The sequence below is a fragment of the Polaromonas sp. CT11-55 genome, assembly GCF_047303325.1.
Lineage (GTDB): Bacteria > Pseudomonadota > Gammaproteobacteria > Burkholderiales > Burkholderiaceae_C > Polaromonas.
Genome location: NZ_JBKBEX010000019.1, coordinates 18,605 through 33,091, shown reverse-complemented (window position 1 = coordinate 33,091; position 14,487 = coordinate 18,605). Strand labels below are relative to the sequence as shown.

15 protein-coding genes, 1 tRNA gene and 1 riboswitch are annotated in these 14,487 nt (G+C 62.9%); of the genes, 5 read left to right on the top strand and 11 right to left on the bottom strand.

The window, feature by feature from the left end; translation table 11 throughout:
- The first annotated feature begins 12 nt into the window (after window positions 1-12).
- Window positions 13-1,077 (top strand): D-alanyl-D-alanine endopeptidase, encoded by a 1,065-nt coding sequence (pbpG, locus tag ACEN8I_RS16800; RefSeq protein WP_413329662.1) that lies wholly within the window; start codon window positions 13-15, stop codon window positions 1,075-1,077.
- Between the two features lie 43 nt (window positions 1,078-1,120).
- Here the strand turns inward: pbpG and ACEN8I_RS16795 are convergent, their stop codons facing one another.
- The 4 genes from ACEN8I_RS16795 to ACEN8I_RS16780 all read right to left on the bottom strand — a co-directional run bounded on the left by ACEN8I_RS16795 (window position 1,121) and on the right by ACEN8I_RS16780 (window position 3,809).
- Complete coding sequence (locus tag ACEN8I_RS16795) at window positions 1,121-1,900, bottom strand: IclR family transcriptional regulator (protein ID WP_007869695.1); 780 nt, start codon at window positions 1,898-1,900, stop codon at window positions 1,121-1,123.
- A gap of 73 nt (window positions 1,901-1,973) precedes the next feature.
- Window positions 1,974-2,759, bottom strand: a complete 786-nt coding sequence (locus ACEN8I_RS16790; protein WP_413329661.1) for an arginyltransferase — start codon at window positions 2,757-2,759, stop codon at window positions 1,974-1,976.
- A complete protein-coding gene (gene aat, locus ACEN8I_RS16785; RefSeq protein ID WP_413329660.1) occupies window positions 2,756-3,523 on the bottom strand; it encodes a leucyl/phenylalanyl-tRNA--protein transferase in 768 nt (255 codons plus the stop codon). Before aat ends, ACEN8I_RS16790 begins: the two co-directional genes overlap by 4 nt.
- Before the next feature lie 210 nt (window positions 3,524-3,733).
- Window positions 3,734-3,809: transfer RNA gene (locus ACEN8I_RS16780), tRNA-Asn, on the bottom strand.
- Window positions 3,810-4,017: 208 nt separating this feature from the next.
- Between ACEN8I_RS16780 and ACEN8I_RS16775 the strand changes: the two genes are divergently transcribed.
- Window positions 4,018-5,061 (top strand): glycosyltransferase, encoded by a 1,044-nt coding sequence (locus tag ACEN8I_RS16775; protein ID WP_413329659.1) that lies wholly within the window; start codon window positions 4,018-4,020, stop codon window positions 5,059-5,061.
- A gap of 30 nt (window positions 5,062-5,091) precedes the next feature.
- Here ACEN8I_RS16775 and ACEN8I_RS16770 read toward each other — a convergent pair whose 3' ends face one another.
- The gene (locus tag ACEN8I_RS16770; RefSeq protein ID WP_413329658.1) at window positions 5,092-5,853 is read right to left on the bottom strand and encodes a class I SAM-dependent methyltransferase; all 762 of its coding nucleotides are present in this window, start codon (window positions 5,851-5,853) and stop codon (window positions 5,092-5,094) included.
- 184 nt (window positions 5,854-6,037) lie between these two features.
- On the opposite strand from ACEN8I_RS16770, the gene thiM reads away from it, so the two are divergent.
- From thiM to thiD, 3 genes are read left to right on the top strand one after another with little or no spacing between them, the layout of a single operon-like run.
- Window positions 6,038-6,871 carry a hydroxyethylthiazole kinase gene (gene thiM, locus ACEN8I_RS16765; RefSeq protein WP_413329657.1) on the top strand — a complete coding sequence of 278 codons (834 nt, stop codon included), beginning with the start codon at window positions 6,038-6,040 and terminating at the stop codon, window positions 6,869-6,871.
- A gap of 11 nt (window positions 6,872-6,882) precedes the next feature.
- A complete protein-coding gene (gene thiE, locus ACEN8I_RS16760; protein ID WP_413329656.1) occupies window positions 6,883-7,533 on the top strand; it encodes a thiamine phosphate synthase in 651 nt (216 codons plus the stop codon).
- A gap of 5 nt (window positions 7,534-7,538) precedes the next feature.
- Window positions 7,539-8,384 (top strand): bifunctional hydroxymethylpyrimidine kinase/phosphomethylpyrimidine kinase, encoded by an 846-nt coding sequence (gene thiD / locus ACEN8I_RS16755; protein ID WP_413329655.1) that lies wholly within the window; start codon window positions 7,539-7,541, stop codon window positions 8,382-8,384.
- Here the strand turns inward: thiD and ACEN8I_RS16750 are convergent.
- The 6 genes from ACEN8I_RS16750 to ACEN8I_RS16725 form a co-directional block, all read right to left on the bottom strand.
- Complete coding sequence (locus tag ACEN8I_RS16750) at window positions 8,368-9,672, bottom strand: purine-cytosine permease family protein (RefSeq protein WP_413329654.1); 1,305 nt, start codon at window positions 9,670-9,672, stop codon at window positions 8,368-8,370. The genes thiD and ACEN8I_RS16750 overlap by 17 nt on opposite strands.
- A 56-nt stretch (window positions 9,673-9,728) precedes the next feature.
- A riboswitch (TPP riboswitch) is annotated at window positions 9,729-9,842 on the bottom strand.
- A 107-nt stretch (window positions 9,843-9,949) separates the two neighbouring features.
- A complete protein-coding gene (locus ACEN8I_RS16745; RefSeq protein ID WP_413329653.1) occupies window positions 9,950-11,053 on the bottom strand; it encodes an NAD(P)/FAD-dependent oxidoreductase in 1,104 nt (367 codons plus the stop codon).
- Window positions 11,054-11,123: 70 nt separating this feature from the next.
- The gene (gene fdxA / locus ACEN8I_RS16740; protein ID WP_007869720.1) at window positions 11,124-11,453 is read right to left on the bottom strand and encodes a ferredoxin FdxA; all 330 of its coding nucleotides are present in this window, start codon (window positions 11,451-11,453) and stop codon (window positions 11,124-11,126) included.
- 100 nt (window positions 11,454-11,553) lie between these two features.
- Window positions 11,554-12,864: a sulfate adenylyltransferase subunit 1 gene (locus ACEN8I_RS16735; protein WP_413329652.1), complete on the bottom strand. Its 1,311-nt coding sequence runs from the start codon at window positions 12,862-12,864 to the stop codon at window positions 11,554-11,556.
- Window positions 12,864-13,820, bottom strand: a complete 957-nt coding sequence (cysD, locus tag ACEN8I_RS16730) for a sulfate adenylyltransferase subunit CysD (protein WP_413329651.1) — start codon at window positions 13,818-13,820, stop codon at window positions 12,864-12,866. Before cysD ends, ACEN8I_RS16735 begins: the two co-directional genes overlap by 1 nt.
- Before the next feature lie 43 nt (window positions 13,821-13,863).
- Entirely contained in the window at window positions 13,864-14,484 is a 621-nt protein-coding gene (locus ACEN8I_RS16725; RefSeq protein WP_413329650.1) for a phosphoadenosine phosphosulfate reductase family protein, read from the bottom strand.
- Window positions 14,485-14,487 lie beyond the last annotated feature (3 nt).

The following is a 14,487-nucleotide window of genomic DNA, read 5'->3' as shown; positions in this document are numbered from 1 at the left end:
GCAATATTCACCATGTCTCATCAGATTTTCAATCGCGCATTAAAAATCGTTGGATTCGTGGCTTTGATAGCCGCCTTTGCAGTGCCCGCCGCCAATGCGGCGACCGCCAAAAATACCATTGTCAAAAAGCAGCACGCTTCTTCGAAGGCGGCGGCTTCCAAAAAGATTGTCTCCACGCGCAAGAGCGTACGTTTTGTTGCAGGTACCAAGCGCCGCAGCATCATCCGCGCTTCGGTGCCGGCCAAACCGTCTTTCGGCCAGATCGCCGGCCTGCACAGCGCGCAGGATCCGCTGGAACTCAAGTCCAGCGTGGCATTGGTGATTGACCAGGACACGCGCGAAGTGTTGTTCAGCAAGAACGACCATGCCGTGCTGCCTATCGCGTCCCTCACCAAACTGATGACCGGCGTCATCATCAGCGGCGCCAAGCTGCCCATGGATGAGTTGATCACCGTGACACAGGATGACGTGGACACTGAAAAAGGCAGCAGCTCGCGTCTGAAGGTCGGCACCACACTGACCCGCGGTGAACTGCTGCATCTGGCCCTGATGTCCAGCGAAAACCGTGCGGCGCATGCCCTGGGACGCACCTATCCCGGCGGCATGGCCACCTTCGTGAGCCTGATGAACGCCAAGGCCAAGATGCTGGGCATGACCGACACCAGCTACGTCGAGCCAACAGGCCTCTCCAGCCGCAACCAGTCAAGTGCGCAAGACCTGGCAACGCTGGTCAATGCCGCTCACGGCGATCCCATGCTGCGCGAGCTGTCGACCTCCACCGGTTACCAGGTCGCCGTCGGCAACCGCACACTGCAGTACAACAACACCAACCGCCTCGTGAAGAACCCCGAGTGGGACATCGGTCTGCAGAAAACCGGCTATATCTCCGAAGCCGGCCAGTGCCTGGTCATGCAGACTAAAATCGCGGGCCGCAAGCTGATCATGGTGTTCCTGGATTCCGCCGGCAAGCTCAGCCGCCTGGGTGATGCCGAGCGCGTGCGCCGCTGGGTGGAGTCCAACCCGGTGACCGAGCCCAAGGTCAATGTCAGCGCTTCCGTCAAGCAAGTCAACGGCTGAGTATTTCCGCCGCGGGCAACGCTAAAGGCGGCTCTTTCTTTTTCTATTTGGGCCTGTAGCCCAGCGCCGCTGAAATCTCATTGGCCGTTGCCTGCAGCTTGGGCAGCCAGTGCTCGTCAAGCCGGTCCGCCGGCGCTGAAATCGACAAACCCGCCACTAGCTTGTTCTGGTCGTCGTAAATGCCGGCGGCCATGCAGCGCACTCCCAGTTCCAGTTCCTCATTGTCGCGCGCGATGCCGTACTGGCGCGCCTTGGAGAGCTCGCGCTCGAGCACCGGCAATTGGGTGATGCTGTTGCGCGTCTGCCCCGACAGCCCGGTACGCGTCGCATAGGTGCGCAGGCGCTGCGGGTCGTCAAAGGCCAGGAACAACTTGCCCACAGACGTTAAATGCAGCGGCGCACGGCCGCCTATGGCGCGCACCACCTGCATGCCGGAACGCTCGCTGTAGGCGCGTTCCACGTACACGATTTCGTCGCCCTGGCGCATGCTCAGGTTCACCGGCTGCTGGGTGATCTTGTGCAATTCGCGCATGGGAATCAGCGCCGCTTCGCGCACATCCAGGCGCGCCTTCACGAGGTTGCCCAACTCAAGCAGGCGCATGCCCAGCCGGTAGCTGCCCGCCGCGGGGCGGTCGACAAAACGGCCGGTGGCCAGGTCGTTCAGGATGCGGTGGGCCGTGGAGGGGTGCAGGCCCGATTTTTCGCTGATTTCCTTGAGCGACAAGGCCTCCTCGCGGTTTGCCAGGATTTCGAGTAGCGTGAACATTCTCTCGATGACCTGGACGGTCGGTGTGGCGGAAGGGGCGGAGTCGGGCTTTTTCATGTGCAGGCTTTCTGCTGCAAATTTTACCCTGTGAAATGCAGATGCGTCTGGTGACGCATGCGAGGCGGCAGGCTTAAGCCGGGTCGGGATGTTCGCCGGCACCCTGGCTGGCCGTTGCAGGTGTAGTGGAAAGCACCCAGCGGCCGTCCAGCAACACTTCGTTGGGCCTGAATCCCGCCTTGTAATTCATCTTCGGGCTTTCGGCGATCCAGTAACCCAGGTAAACATAGGGCAGTTCCAGGCGCCGTGCCTGCTCGATTTGCCAGAGCACGCTGTAGTTGCCGTAGCTTGCGCGGGCGTCGGGCTCATAAAAAGTATAGACAGCCGAAATCCCGTCTTCCAGCACGTCGAGGATGGATACCATCTTGAGCGCGCCCGGTTCGCCATTGGGCAGGGTTTCGCGGAACTCCACCAGGCGCGAATTGACGCGGCTTTGCAGCAGGAACTGGGTGTACTGGTCGATGCTGTCGTGGTCCATGCCGCCGCCGGCGTGGCGGCCGTTCTGGTAGCGCAGGTAGAGCTGGTAGTGCTCGGGCATGAAGCACAGCTTGAGGATGCGGGCGTGCAGCGTGTGGTGCCGGTTCCAGGCGCGGCGCTGGCTGCGGTCGGGGCTGAAGAGCTTGACGGGCACCCGCAGCGGCACGCAGGCCTGGCAGCCGTCGCAGTAGGGGCGGTAGGTGAACATGCCGCTGCGCCGAAAGCCGTTGGTCACCAGGTCCGAATAGGCGTCGTTGTGAATCAGGTGGCTCGGCGTTGCGACCTGCGAGCGGGCCTGCTTGCCCGGCAGGTAACTGCAGGGATAGGGTGCCGTTGCATAGAACTGCAAGGTTTGCAGGGGCAGGTCTTTGAGGTGCGTCACGGTAGGTCTGTCATTCCCGTCGTCAGAAGCTGATTCCAGTATACGGGTTTGAACTCCCAGAGGGGTGCGGTTTTGCCAACACTCCGGGCGAGATGGGTGACAAATTCTGCGCGGCTGATCTCACTCGCTCCCAGCGAGGCCAGGTGCCGGGTGTTTTGCTGGCAGTCGATCATGGTCATTTCGTGGGCGCGGCAAAAAGCCACCAGCGCAGCCAGCGCAATTTTGGATGCGTCGGTCTGATGGGCGAACATCGATTCGCCGAACACCATGCGGCCCAGGTTGACGCAGTAAAGGCCGCCGGCCAGTTCGCCGTCCACCCAGGTCTCTACGCTATGGGCATGGCCGGCCCGATGCAGGCTGCTGTAGGCCTGGACCATGTCCGGGACAATCCAGGTGCCCGGTTGGCCCTCGCGGGGTTTGCTCGCGCAGGCATTGATGACGCGCTCGAAGGTGCTGTCAAAACGAAGCTCGCAACCGGTTTGGGCCTGGAAGCGGGTCAGCGTTTTGCGCAGCGAACGATGCAGCCTGAAATGCCGCGTCTGCAAGACCATGCGGGGATCGGGACTCCACCACAGCGGCGGCTGGCCCAGGCTGAACCACGGAAAAATACCCTGCGAATAGGCCTGCACCAGTGTTGGCACGTCCAATGCGGCACCGGCAGCCAGCAGGCCGGGGGCCGGGTCGTGATGGCCCCAGGCTTCCTCGAGTGGCGGAAAGCTTTCGCCGGCGGCAAGCCAGGGGACGGGGCGCGGGAGTTTTCCCATGGCTTAGAAGCGCATCGGCACGAAACAGCGGAGACAGCAGGCCGGGAAGGGCATGCGCACATGGTAGCCGAGTGGGTTGCGGCGGCAAGGCCGGCAGACGATGGCGCCGCTGATGCGCCTAGCGGCCTGCTTGCGGCGAAAAAGGCATTGCGGACTTGGGCCGCGGAAAAAGAAATGGGCACCACAAGGGTGCCCATTTCGGAAATTCACTGGCTCCTCAACCTGGGCTCGAACCAGGGACCTACGGATTAACAGTCCGGCGCTCTACCAACTGAGCTATTGAGGAATGCAGCCTTAGATTATAGCGTCAATTTTTACGCTTTTTAAGCCCGAGTTATTTATCCGGTGACTTCTTTGTGCAGGGGGAACAGGTCAAGGGAATGATGGGCGTACTTAGCTATTGTATTGATAGCATTCCCGGTTTCGCTGAGCGGATTGGGCTTGCAAGTCCCGGTGCGCACGGCTTTATACATGGCCGTGCAGTGCGGTGTTCCATGCGAAAAGCACGCTCCTGGCCGGTGATAACCTACACCAATATGCAATCTGTCCAAACAAACGTTCCAACCCGGAACTGGGTAATCCGCAGAATCATTTTTAGAGTTTTTTGGGCGTGCTGCGCTATCGCACTGGGCTTATGTTTGCTGTGGCAAAAGTATCTGCCGGCTGTGCTCATACTCGCGGCACTCCTTCTTGCGGGGCTGATTTACCGTACTAGCGCCCGTTTTGCAGGGGTTTCCCGGAATCTGGTCGACCATGGCGTTGATGCCAACGAAGCGGAGAAAAAAGATTCACTGGTGTCCGTCATCATCTGCAGCATCGATCCGGTCAAGTACGAGCTGGTGTGCGGCAACTTAAGGGAGCGTTTCGGTGATTCACCGTATGAAATCATCGGAATCCATGATGCCAAGTCACTGTGCGAGGGGTACAACAGGGGCGTCAAGAAAAGTCGAGGTGATATTCTGATTTTTTGCCATGACGACATTGAAATCATCTCGCCGAGTTTCTCCAGCCTGCTTCGCAAGCATTTGCAGACTTTTGATGTCGTCGGCTGCGCCGGTACGACCCGGCTTAAAGACAGCAAATGGATGAGCAGCGGTGATCCTCATATCCACGGGGTGATTGCATACCCGGTTGCCAATGCATGGCCCAGTGAACTCTTCCATGTTTCGGTATGGGGCGGCCCGGAGTTGGCGCAGGTTGAGGGAATACAGGCGCTGGACGGTTTTTTTATCGCGGCCAGGCGTCGTGTCGTCGAATCAGTGCGATTCGATGAAGAAACCTTCGACGGTTTCCACGGATACGACACGGACTTCAGCTATGCCGCCTTTCTGCGCGGCTTTGACATAGCGGTATGCAAGGACATCTTGATTGCCCACAAATCAACTGTCGGAGATTTTGAGGGTGTCTATAAGACCTATGCGAGCAGATTCCAGGAAAAATACAAGGATCATCTGCCGGAAAAGTCGGATGACGGCCTGATCGAACAGGTAGATTTCCCGTACGTAAGCCAGGCGCAGATGCTGAAGGTCTGGTCTTAGCTTTCGCGGGTTATTCAGACAGGGCTGGCGCTATCGGGGTTCGGCCCTGACAACGTACTGAATGGGTATTGCATCCTCCGCGGCGGCTTGTGGGTCTGCTCCCGCCAGCTTTGCGAGCTGCTGGATGACGGGAAGAAATTGCTCCCTCGCGGGCTCCGGGAAGATAATTCTGGGAACACACTCGGTGACGGTGAAACCGGTATTGTGAAACATTTCCAGGATGGTTTGCCTGGTAAAAAACCGCAAATGGGTTTTGTCCAGCAAGCCGCTTTCCTCGTAGCGCAAATCCCCTATGCTCAACCGGGCCTGAAGCGACCAGTGCTGTGCATTGGGAATGCAGGCTGCGATGTTGGCCCCCGCAGGCATGGCCTGGCGGACTTTTCGCAGGATATTCCAGGGATCCCTCAGATGTTCCAGGCAGTCGCCGAAGATCCAGCAGTCTCTGTCTGTCTGTTTTTTCCAGAATGCATCGTCGGCAGCCTCGATGTCCATGACTTGGGTCTCGTTGCAATATCGGTCCGCCAGCTTGGCGTAGTCAGGATCGATCTCGATCCCGAAATAGTGGCAGCCCGGCGATATTTTCTTGAACTCTCTTGCCAGGGCGCCTGAACTGCAGCCCACTTCAATCAGTTTGCTGGCTCCCCAGGGAATGACTTCCAGAAGTTCCTGGTTATGAAATTCGTGGACCGGGGTTTGGCTCATGACTTTGGGCTTTGGAGTGAGATGTTCTTGCCGGTATGGCTTTTCGAACTGGATTCGAAAAGCATAACGCAAGGCGTTGCGGAAATCCAAGGGAAGCTCGGGTATCGGCAAAAACTGGGGTCCATGGCCTTTGTCGCGCGAATGAAGCGGCTTCCCCCGATGGGGCATTCCGCGATAATGACCCGGCAAGACCTCCGGCTCCCCATCGGCGCGGGCTGCAGCCCATCCGTAGCACCGCACAGCCCGCCATTACCACTACCTCTAGCGACCGCAAATGGCCTCCACTCTTTCCGCCGCAGATCTCTGGGCCGACATCGCGTCGGTTCGCGAGCGTTCGCCGCTGGTGCACTGCATCACCAACCTGGTGGTGATCAACTTCAACGCCAATGTGCTGCTGGCCGCGGGCGCTTCGCCCGTCATGGCGCATGCGCATGAAGAGGTCCGCGACATGGTGGGCATCGCCCAGGCGCTGGTGCTGAACATAGGCACACTGGACCCCTACTGGGTTGAGAGCATGAAGCTGGCGTTGGCAGCCGCCTCGGCGCGCGGGACTCCCTGCGTGCTCGACCCGGTCGGCGCGGGCGCCACGCCATACCGCAATTCCGCGCTGAAGGCCCTGCTGGCCGTCGCCGCACCCACCGTGGTTCGCGGCAATGGCTCTGAAATCATGAGCACGGCCGGCGCCACCGTGAAAACGCGCGGTGTCGACAGCGGGGCCGCGGCCGGGGATGCGCTGGATGCCGCGCGGGCTCTGGCCGCGCGCACCGAGGGCGTGGTCTGCGTGAGCGGCGAGACCGACCATATCCTGGATGCCGGACACCGCTGGGCCCGGCTTTCCAACGGCCATTCCTGGATGACCCGCATCACAGGCGTCGGCTGCTCGGCCACAGCCCTGATTGGCGCGTTCTGCGCGGTGCAGCCCGATGCCTGGCGCGCGACCACCGCTGCGATGGCTTTGCTGGGCCTTGCCGGCGAAGTGGCGGCGGAAAAAACCCAGGCGCGCGGCCTGGGCGTGGGCAGCATGGCCGTGCAACTGCTCGACGAGTTGCAACTGCTGGACAAAGCCACCTTCACCGCCCGCTTGAAACTGGAAGTGGCGAACGGTTGAGGGACGAGGACATGGCGCGATTGAAGCCCGAGGCCTTGCGGCTTTACCTGGTCACCGACCAGGGGTTGATGCGCGACCGGCCCTTGGCCGACGTAGTGGCCGAGGCCGTGCAGGGCGGAGTCAGCTGTGTGCAACTGCGCGAAAAGCAGCTGGGCACGCGCGAATTCCTGGCCCAAGCCCTGATTCTGAAAGCACTGCTCGCGCCCCAGGGCATACCGCTGGTCATCAACGACCGCATCGACATCGCCCTGGCTTGCGGCGCCGACGGCGTGCACCTGGGGCAGAACGACCTGCCGGCCGACGAGGCGCGCAAGCTGCTGCCGCCCGGTGTGTTCATCGGCTGGTCGGTCGAGTCCATGGACGACGTGCGGCAAAGCGCGGCGCTGCCGGTCGACTACCTGGGCGTGAGCCCGGTTTTTTCGACCCCCACCAAAACCGACACCAAAGATCCCTGGGGCCTGGAAGGGCTGGCCGTTGTGCGGGCCGCCACCCGATTGCCGCTGGTGGCCATAGGCGGCATCCACGCCGGCAACGCACGCGAGGTGCTGCGCGCCGGTGCCGACGGCCTGGCCGTGGTGAGTGCGCTGTGCGCCGCCGACGATCCGCGTGCGGCAGCCGCCACACTGAGGTCGCTGTGCGACCATACCCAGAATCACGGATAAAGCCAATGACCGACACTCTTTTTGATCACGAATATCCCCGCGTTCTGAGCATCGCGGGTTCCGACAGCGGCGGCGGGGCCGGCATCCAGGCCGACCTTAAAACCTTTGCCGCGCTGGGCTGCTACGGCATGACGGCCATCACCGCCTTGACGGCGCAGAACACGCGCGGGGTGCGTGCTATCCACGGCGTGCCGCCGCAAATGCTGAGCGACCAGATTGACGCCGTCGTCGAAGACATAGGCGCGGACGCGGTGAAGATAGGCATGTTGCACGCACCGGACATCGTGCAGACCGTGGCCGAGGCCATAGACCGCCACGCGTTGCAAAACGTGGTGCTGGACCCGGTCATGGTCGCTACCAGCGGTGCGGTGTTGATCGACAACCCGGCCATCGCGGTACTGGTGCGTGAGCTGTTTCCGCGTGCGCTGGTGGTAACGCCCAATCTCGATGAAGCGGCGTTGCTGGTCGGCCGGCCGCTAGCCGATGAAGAAGCCATGCAGGCCGCGGCGCAGGAACTGTTGGCCAAAGGCGCGCGCGCCGTGCTGCTCAAGGGCGGGCATTTGCCCGGCGATGTCGTCAGCGACCTGCTGGCAACGCAAAGCGGCGAACTGCACTGGATGCGCGGGCCGCGCATTCCCAGCCCTAATACCCACGGCACGGGCTGCACGCTGTCATCCGCGATTGCAGCCCACCTGGCGCTGGGCCAGCCCCTGCTGGAAGCCGTGCTGCTGGCGCGCACCTATGTGCGCGCGGCGCTGCAGGCCGGCGCCCGGGTGTGCACGGGCGAGGGCAGCGGGCCGCTGAATCACGGCCACGCGCCCCTCGCGATGCGGCTCAAGCCGCTGCGCTAGCGCCCGAAGCGCCGGTAGCGTCGGCTCGCGTGAGCCGCGCCAGGGCAAAGGTCAGCACCAGCGTCGGCAATGCCGCACCCCAGTCGGGCGCCAGCTTGGCGCACAGGTGGTAGCAAACAATGCCCAGGAGCCAGATCGCGACGGCGCTGGGATTGACCTTGCGCCTGGCGACTAGCGCGGCGATATGGGGCGTGCCGGCCAGCCGCGCCAGGATCACGCCGTACAAGGGCACGAACACCGAGCTGAGCATCAGCAAAAACGGCTCCAGACTGTGCATGGGCAGCACCAGCGCCAGCGCGGTGCACAGCAGGGCCAGGCCCACGCCCCAGCGGCGCACGCTCCAGGCCGGCTTCAGGCTGTGGCCGGCCACCGAGCCCGAGTACAGGTCGCCGTAAGCGTTGTCGACTTCGTCGATCAGGATCAGCCCCAGTGCGACCAGCCCGCCTTGCGCCAGCAGCAGCGCTGCGACCAGGTCGGTGCTGGGCGTTGTGATGGCCACCAGCACGCCCAGCGCGTAGCACCAGATATTGGCAATCGCATAACCCAGCCAGGTGCCGCGCAGGGCGCTGTTGCCGTCGCGCCCGTGGCGCGCGAAATCGGCCACCAGCGGCAGCCAGGAAACCGGCATCGCGATCACCAGGTCCAGCGCTGACAGCGTACTCATGCCGCCTTCGCCGGGGCGGTTCCACAGCGCGGCCAGGCCTTGGCTGTTGGCCTTGGCCAGGAATTGCCAGCTCAGCCACAGCAGCGAAGCGATGACCAGCGGCAGGCCCCAACGGCCTATGAATTTGCGCACCAGCCTGACCATGGAGCCCGACAGCAGCGCCAGCAGCACCGCGCCCCAGAGCAGGGTGGCCAGAAGGGGCCATGCGGCACCCGCAAAGCTGCCGGACTGGCGGGCGATGGCGATGGTGCCGTCGCGCATCACCACAAGCTCGAAGGTGGTCCAGCCTATCAGTTGCACGATGTTGAGCAGCACCGGCAGGCGCGCGAAGCTGCTGCCGTAAGTGGCGTGCATCAGCCCGGCGCTCGAAAGTCCGCTGTCGCAGCCGATCTTCGCCGTCCAGGCCAGCAGGCCCGCGCCCAGGATGGAGCCGCAGACGATCACCGCCAGCGCCGTTTGTGTGCCCAGGGCCGGCACCAGGTAGGCGCCTATCTGCATGACCAGCAGGCCCACGCCCAGGCTGAGCCAGAGCGCGGCATGGTCGCTCCAGCCGAACAGGCGGTCGCCTGCGGGCAGTGGTGTGAGCGCGGTGTTGCCGGCGGCGGAAGTAGAGGTTGTGGTCATCAGCAGTTCCGATCTTCAATGCCAGGTCGGCCTGCTTGAAGCCCGCAGGCGCTGCGGGCATCCGGAACATGCTTCCCTGCGCGAGGATTACCTCAAATCAGGTTCAAAGGGACTTTCTCAGCCGCCGCCGTTCGCAATCACGAACCGCGGCAACACCCCCAGCGAAGGCACCCTTGCGGGCGCTGCGTAAATTGTAGGGTGGATTCGTGCCTGCTTCTGCAGGCAATAAAAAGCCCGCGCATGGCGGGCTTTTTGGAGGGACGGGGGGTTGCCCGGCTCAGTCGTCAAACACCGGCGACTCAACGCCCAACACCTTGTGCAGTTTCGGGCTGGTCGTGGTGTATTGCAGGTGGATTTTTTTGTCGGGGAAGATGAAGGGCGCAGCGCCGAAGGCCGCCAGTGCGCATTCGTGGAAGCCGCTCAGGATCAGCTTCTTTTTACCGGGGTAGGTGTTGATGTCGCCCACCGCGAAGATGCCGGGAATGTTGGTGGAGAATTTTTCGGTGTCCACCTTGAGCTGCTTGCGTTCGATGTCCAGGCCCCAGTCGGCAATCGGCCCCAGCTTGGGCGACAGGCCGAAGAACACCAGCAGCACGTCCAGCGGCACCACGCGCGTGATACCGTCGGAGCCGGTGACCTTGGCGCCGGTGAGCCGGCCTTGCTTTTCTTCGTAGCCGGTGACCTGACCCACGATGAACTGCATCTCGTAAGCGTCGCAGAGTTCGCGCATCTTGGCCACGCTGGCGGGCGCGGCCTGGAAGCCGTCACGCCGGTGGACCAGGATCACGCTCTCGGCCTTGTTGGGGCCAGCGGCCGCGAAGTTCAGCGCCCAGTCGAGCGCGGAGTCGCCACCGCCCACGATGACCAGGTTTTTGCCGGCAAAGTCGGCCGGGTTTTTCACACGGTAGAACAGCTGGCTGTCGTCAAATTGCTCCAGGCCATCGACGCGCAGCAGCTTGGGCTGGAAGGCGCCCACGCCCGCCGCGATGAAAATCGTCTTGGTCAGAAAGCGCGTGCCCTTGGAGGTTTCGACAAAAAAGCGGCCGTCCTGCTGCCGTTCGACCGTGCTGACTTCCTGGCCGAAATGAAAAGTCGCGCCGAAAGGCTCGATCTGCTTGAGCAGGCTGTCGGTCAGTTCCCTGCCGGTGCACATGGGCACGGCGGGAATGTCGTAAATCGGCTTGTCGGGGTAAAGCTCTATGCACTGGCCGCCGGGGTAAGCCAGCGAGTCGATCACATGCGCCTTGATCTCCAGCAGGCCCAGCTCGAACACCTGGAACAGTCCCACGGGCCCGGCGCCCACGATCACCGCATCGGTTTCGATGGGGCCGTCGTGCTCGGCTGCGGTGTTGATCACTTCTTGGTTCAGTTGGGGTTCCATGGTTCCTGGGGCGCCCGGCAAGGCGCGTGGCGGCCCGGGAAGGGCCTGGGGCCGGCGGCCCCGGGTCGGCTTAGCGGATCAATTCGGACAGTTTGCCCGTCTTGTCTTTCCATTCCTCGGCGTCGGGCAAAGCGTCCTTGCGCTTGGTAATGCTTTTCCAGCCCTCGGCGCGGCTCAATTCCACATTGAGCTTGATGAAGGCGATCTGGTCCGCCGGCACGTCTTCCTCGGCATAGATGGCGTTCACGGGGCATTCGGGAATGCAGACGGCGCAGTCAATGCACTCGTCCGGATCGATCACCAGCATGTTGGGGCCTTCGCGGAAGCAGTCCACGGGGCAAACATCCACACAGTCGGTGTATTTGCAGCGGATGCAGGATTCGGAGACGATGTGGGTCATGTTTTTTCTAGGCTGGTCGGTGGAAACCCTTGATTTTAAGAGGTTTCCGCCAACAGGGTTATCAAAGAACGCGAAGCGGGTGCTTCGCGTGGAGGCCGGCTCAAAGGACCAGCGCCGCGCCCGAGGTTCTGTGCGAGGCCGTGTCCACCAGCACCAGCGAGCCCAGGATGCGCGAACGCGCATAGGGCAGGGTGGCCAGCGGCTCCTGCAGGCTCAGTTCGATGTGGCCTATGGCATTGGGCGGCAGCTCGCTGGCGTCTTCCTCGGCCAGGGTGTTTACGTCGAGCTTGTGCACGATGCGTTTGACCTTGGCCTTGACCCAGCGGTGGCCGTGCAGCGTCCAGTAGACGCGGCCCGCGACCAGCGGCTCGTCGTCCATCCAGGCCACGGTGGCCGAGATTTCGCGCGAGGGCTCGAAGCTGTCCACGGCCAGCAGCCAGTCGCCGCGCGACACGTCGACTTCGTGGTCCAGCACGATGCCTGCGCTGTGGCCGGCCAGGATGGTCTTGGGCTGGCGGGTATGGTCCAGCACCTGGGCCACCACCGCCGTCTTGCCGCTGGGCAGTATGGTCACGCTCTGGCCGGGCTGCACGCCGCCGGTGGCAACACGGCCCCAGAAGACACGGCGGCCCTGCGAGGTGTCGGACGAGGACGAAAATTTTTCGACCCACTGTACCGGAAACGAAAAGGCCTCGGTGCTTTCGGCGGCCGTGACGGGCAGGTGTTCCAGCAGCTGCAGCAGCGACAGGCCTTCGTAGCCGCACCAGCCGGGCTTGCCGTCGACCACGTTGTAGCCCTTGAGGGCCGACACCGGCACGGTTGCTTTCACCGGGATGCGCGCGGCCTGGGCGAAGGCGGCCAGGGCCGCAGCTATGTTTTTGAATGCCAGCGCCGGGTCTTCCACGGCGTCGAGCTTGTTCACCGCGAACACGATGGAGGGCACGCGCAGCAGGTTGACCAGCAGCGAATGGCGGCGGGTTTGCTGTAGCAGCTCCAGCGAGGGGTTTTTCCAGTCCAGCTTGGTGGCGTCGACCAGCACCACGGCGGCGTCGGCGCTGGAGGCGGCCGTCACCATGTTGCGGGTGTACTGCTCATGGCCGGGCGCGTCGCCGATGATGAACTTGCGGCTTTCGGTGGCGAAGTAGCGGTAGGCCACGTCGATGGTGATGCCTTGCTCGCGTTCGGCCGACAGGCCGTCGGTCAGCAGGGCCAGGTCGGTCTCGCCGCCGCGCTGCACGCCGGCCAGGTGGTCCTGCAGCACCGCGCGGCTGTCCACCAGCAGGCGGCCTATCAAGGTGCTCTTGCCGTCGTCGACCGAGCCGCAGGTGATGAATTTCAGCGCCGGCTTCAGGTCGTTCTGGCCGGGGGGCGCGAGTTTCACGTCGCCGGCGGTTAAATCAGTCGTGCTCATCAGAAATACCCGTCTTTCTTGCGCTTTTCCATCGATGCGTCGGAGGTCTTGTCGTCCATGCGCGTGGCGCCGCGCTCGCTCACGTCGGCGGCCAGTGTTTCAATCACGATTTCGGCGGCCGTGGCGGCGGGGCTGTCCACCGGGCAGGTGCAGGTGATGTCGCCTACGGTGCGAAAGCGCACGGTTTTTTCAACGATTTGTTCGCCGTCGCGCGCGGGGGTCAGCTCGGTTACCGGCACCAGCAGGCCCTTGCGCTCGACCACCTTGCGCTGGTGCGCGTAGTACAGCGAAGGCAGCGCGATTTTTTCGCGTTCGATGTACTGCCACACGTCGAGTTCGGTCCAGTTGGAGATCGGGAACACGCGGAAGTGCTCGCCGGGCTGCAGCCGGGTGTTGAACAGCGTCCAGAGTTCGGGGCGCTGCGCCTTGGGTTGCCACTGACCGAAGCTGTCGCGGTGCGAAAAAATCCGCTCCTTGGCGCGGGCTTTTTCTTCGTCGCGGCGTGCGCCGCCTATCAGCGCGTCAAAGCGGAATTCGTCGATCGCCTCCAGTAGCGTGACCGACTGGTGCACATTGCGCGATTCGCCCGGATGGGCCAGGCGCACGGTGCCGCGTCTCATCGAGTCCTCGACATTGCGCACGATCAGCTCGGCGCCCAGTTCCTTGGCGCGGAAATCGCGGAAATCGGTCACTTCATGGAAGTTGTGGCCGGTGTCAATCATTAGCAGCGGGTAGGGGATGCGGCCCACGCCAAAGGCTTTTTCGGCGCACTTGAGCATCACCAACGAGTCCTTGCCGCCCGAAAACAGCAGGGCCGGGCGCTCAAAGGCCGCGGCCACTTCGCGCAGGATGAAGATGGTTTCCTCTTCCAGCGCATCGAGGTGGGAGTTGGACAGCCGTGCGATGGAAATCGCCGGGTCGGCTGGCAGCAAGTGAGAGGGTGTGCGGGCGTTCATAGGTCTGCGAGGTGGGGCATGGGGGGACATCGGGAGGGGGCCGTCAGTGCGCAAGGTGCAGACCGCACTCGCGGTTGTCCTCGCCCTTGGTGGGGTCCACATAGTCGAAGTTGTTGGGCAGGCCGTTGATTTCGCAGTACTGGTAGAGGTCTTTGGAAGACCAGTGCAGTAGCGGCGCAACCTTGATCAGACCGTCGGGGTTGACGCTGACCGGGTCCATCTGGGCGCGCACCGCGGTATCGGTGGCGCGCAAGGCCGTGAACCAGACCTGGGGGGCGGTTTCGCGCAGGGCGCGGGCAAAGGGCTCGAGTTTCACCTCTTCAGTGAAGGCCGCGTGGCGTGGATCGTCCAGCGCCGGGGTCGGGCCTTCCACGGCCTCGCGGTGAGCACGGGAGCGGCGCGGCAGGTAAATATGCAGGTCCAGCTTGAGCAGCTTTGTCACTTCGTCGGCGAAGCGGTAGGTGGCCTCGGTGTTGTAGCCGTTGTCCATCCAGACCACGGGAACGCGGGGATTGGCGCGCGTCACCATGTGCAGTATCACCGCCTCAAAGGGGCGGAAATTGGTGGTGACGATGGCGGGACGGCCCAGTCCCACAGCCCAGGCCACCAGGCCCTGCGCGTTGTGGCCGAGTTCCGCGTTGATTTTTGCAAGATCGAGGCTCATGGT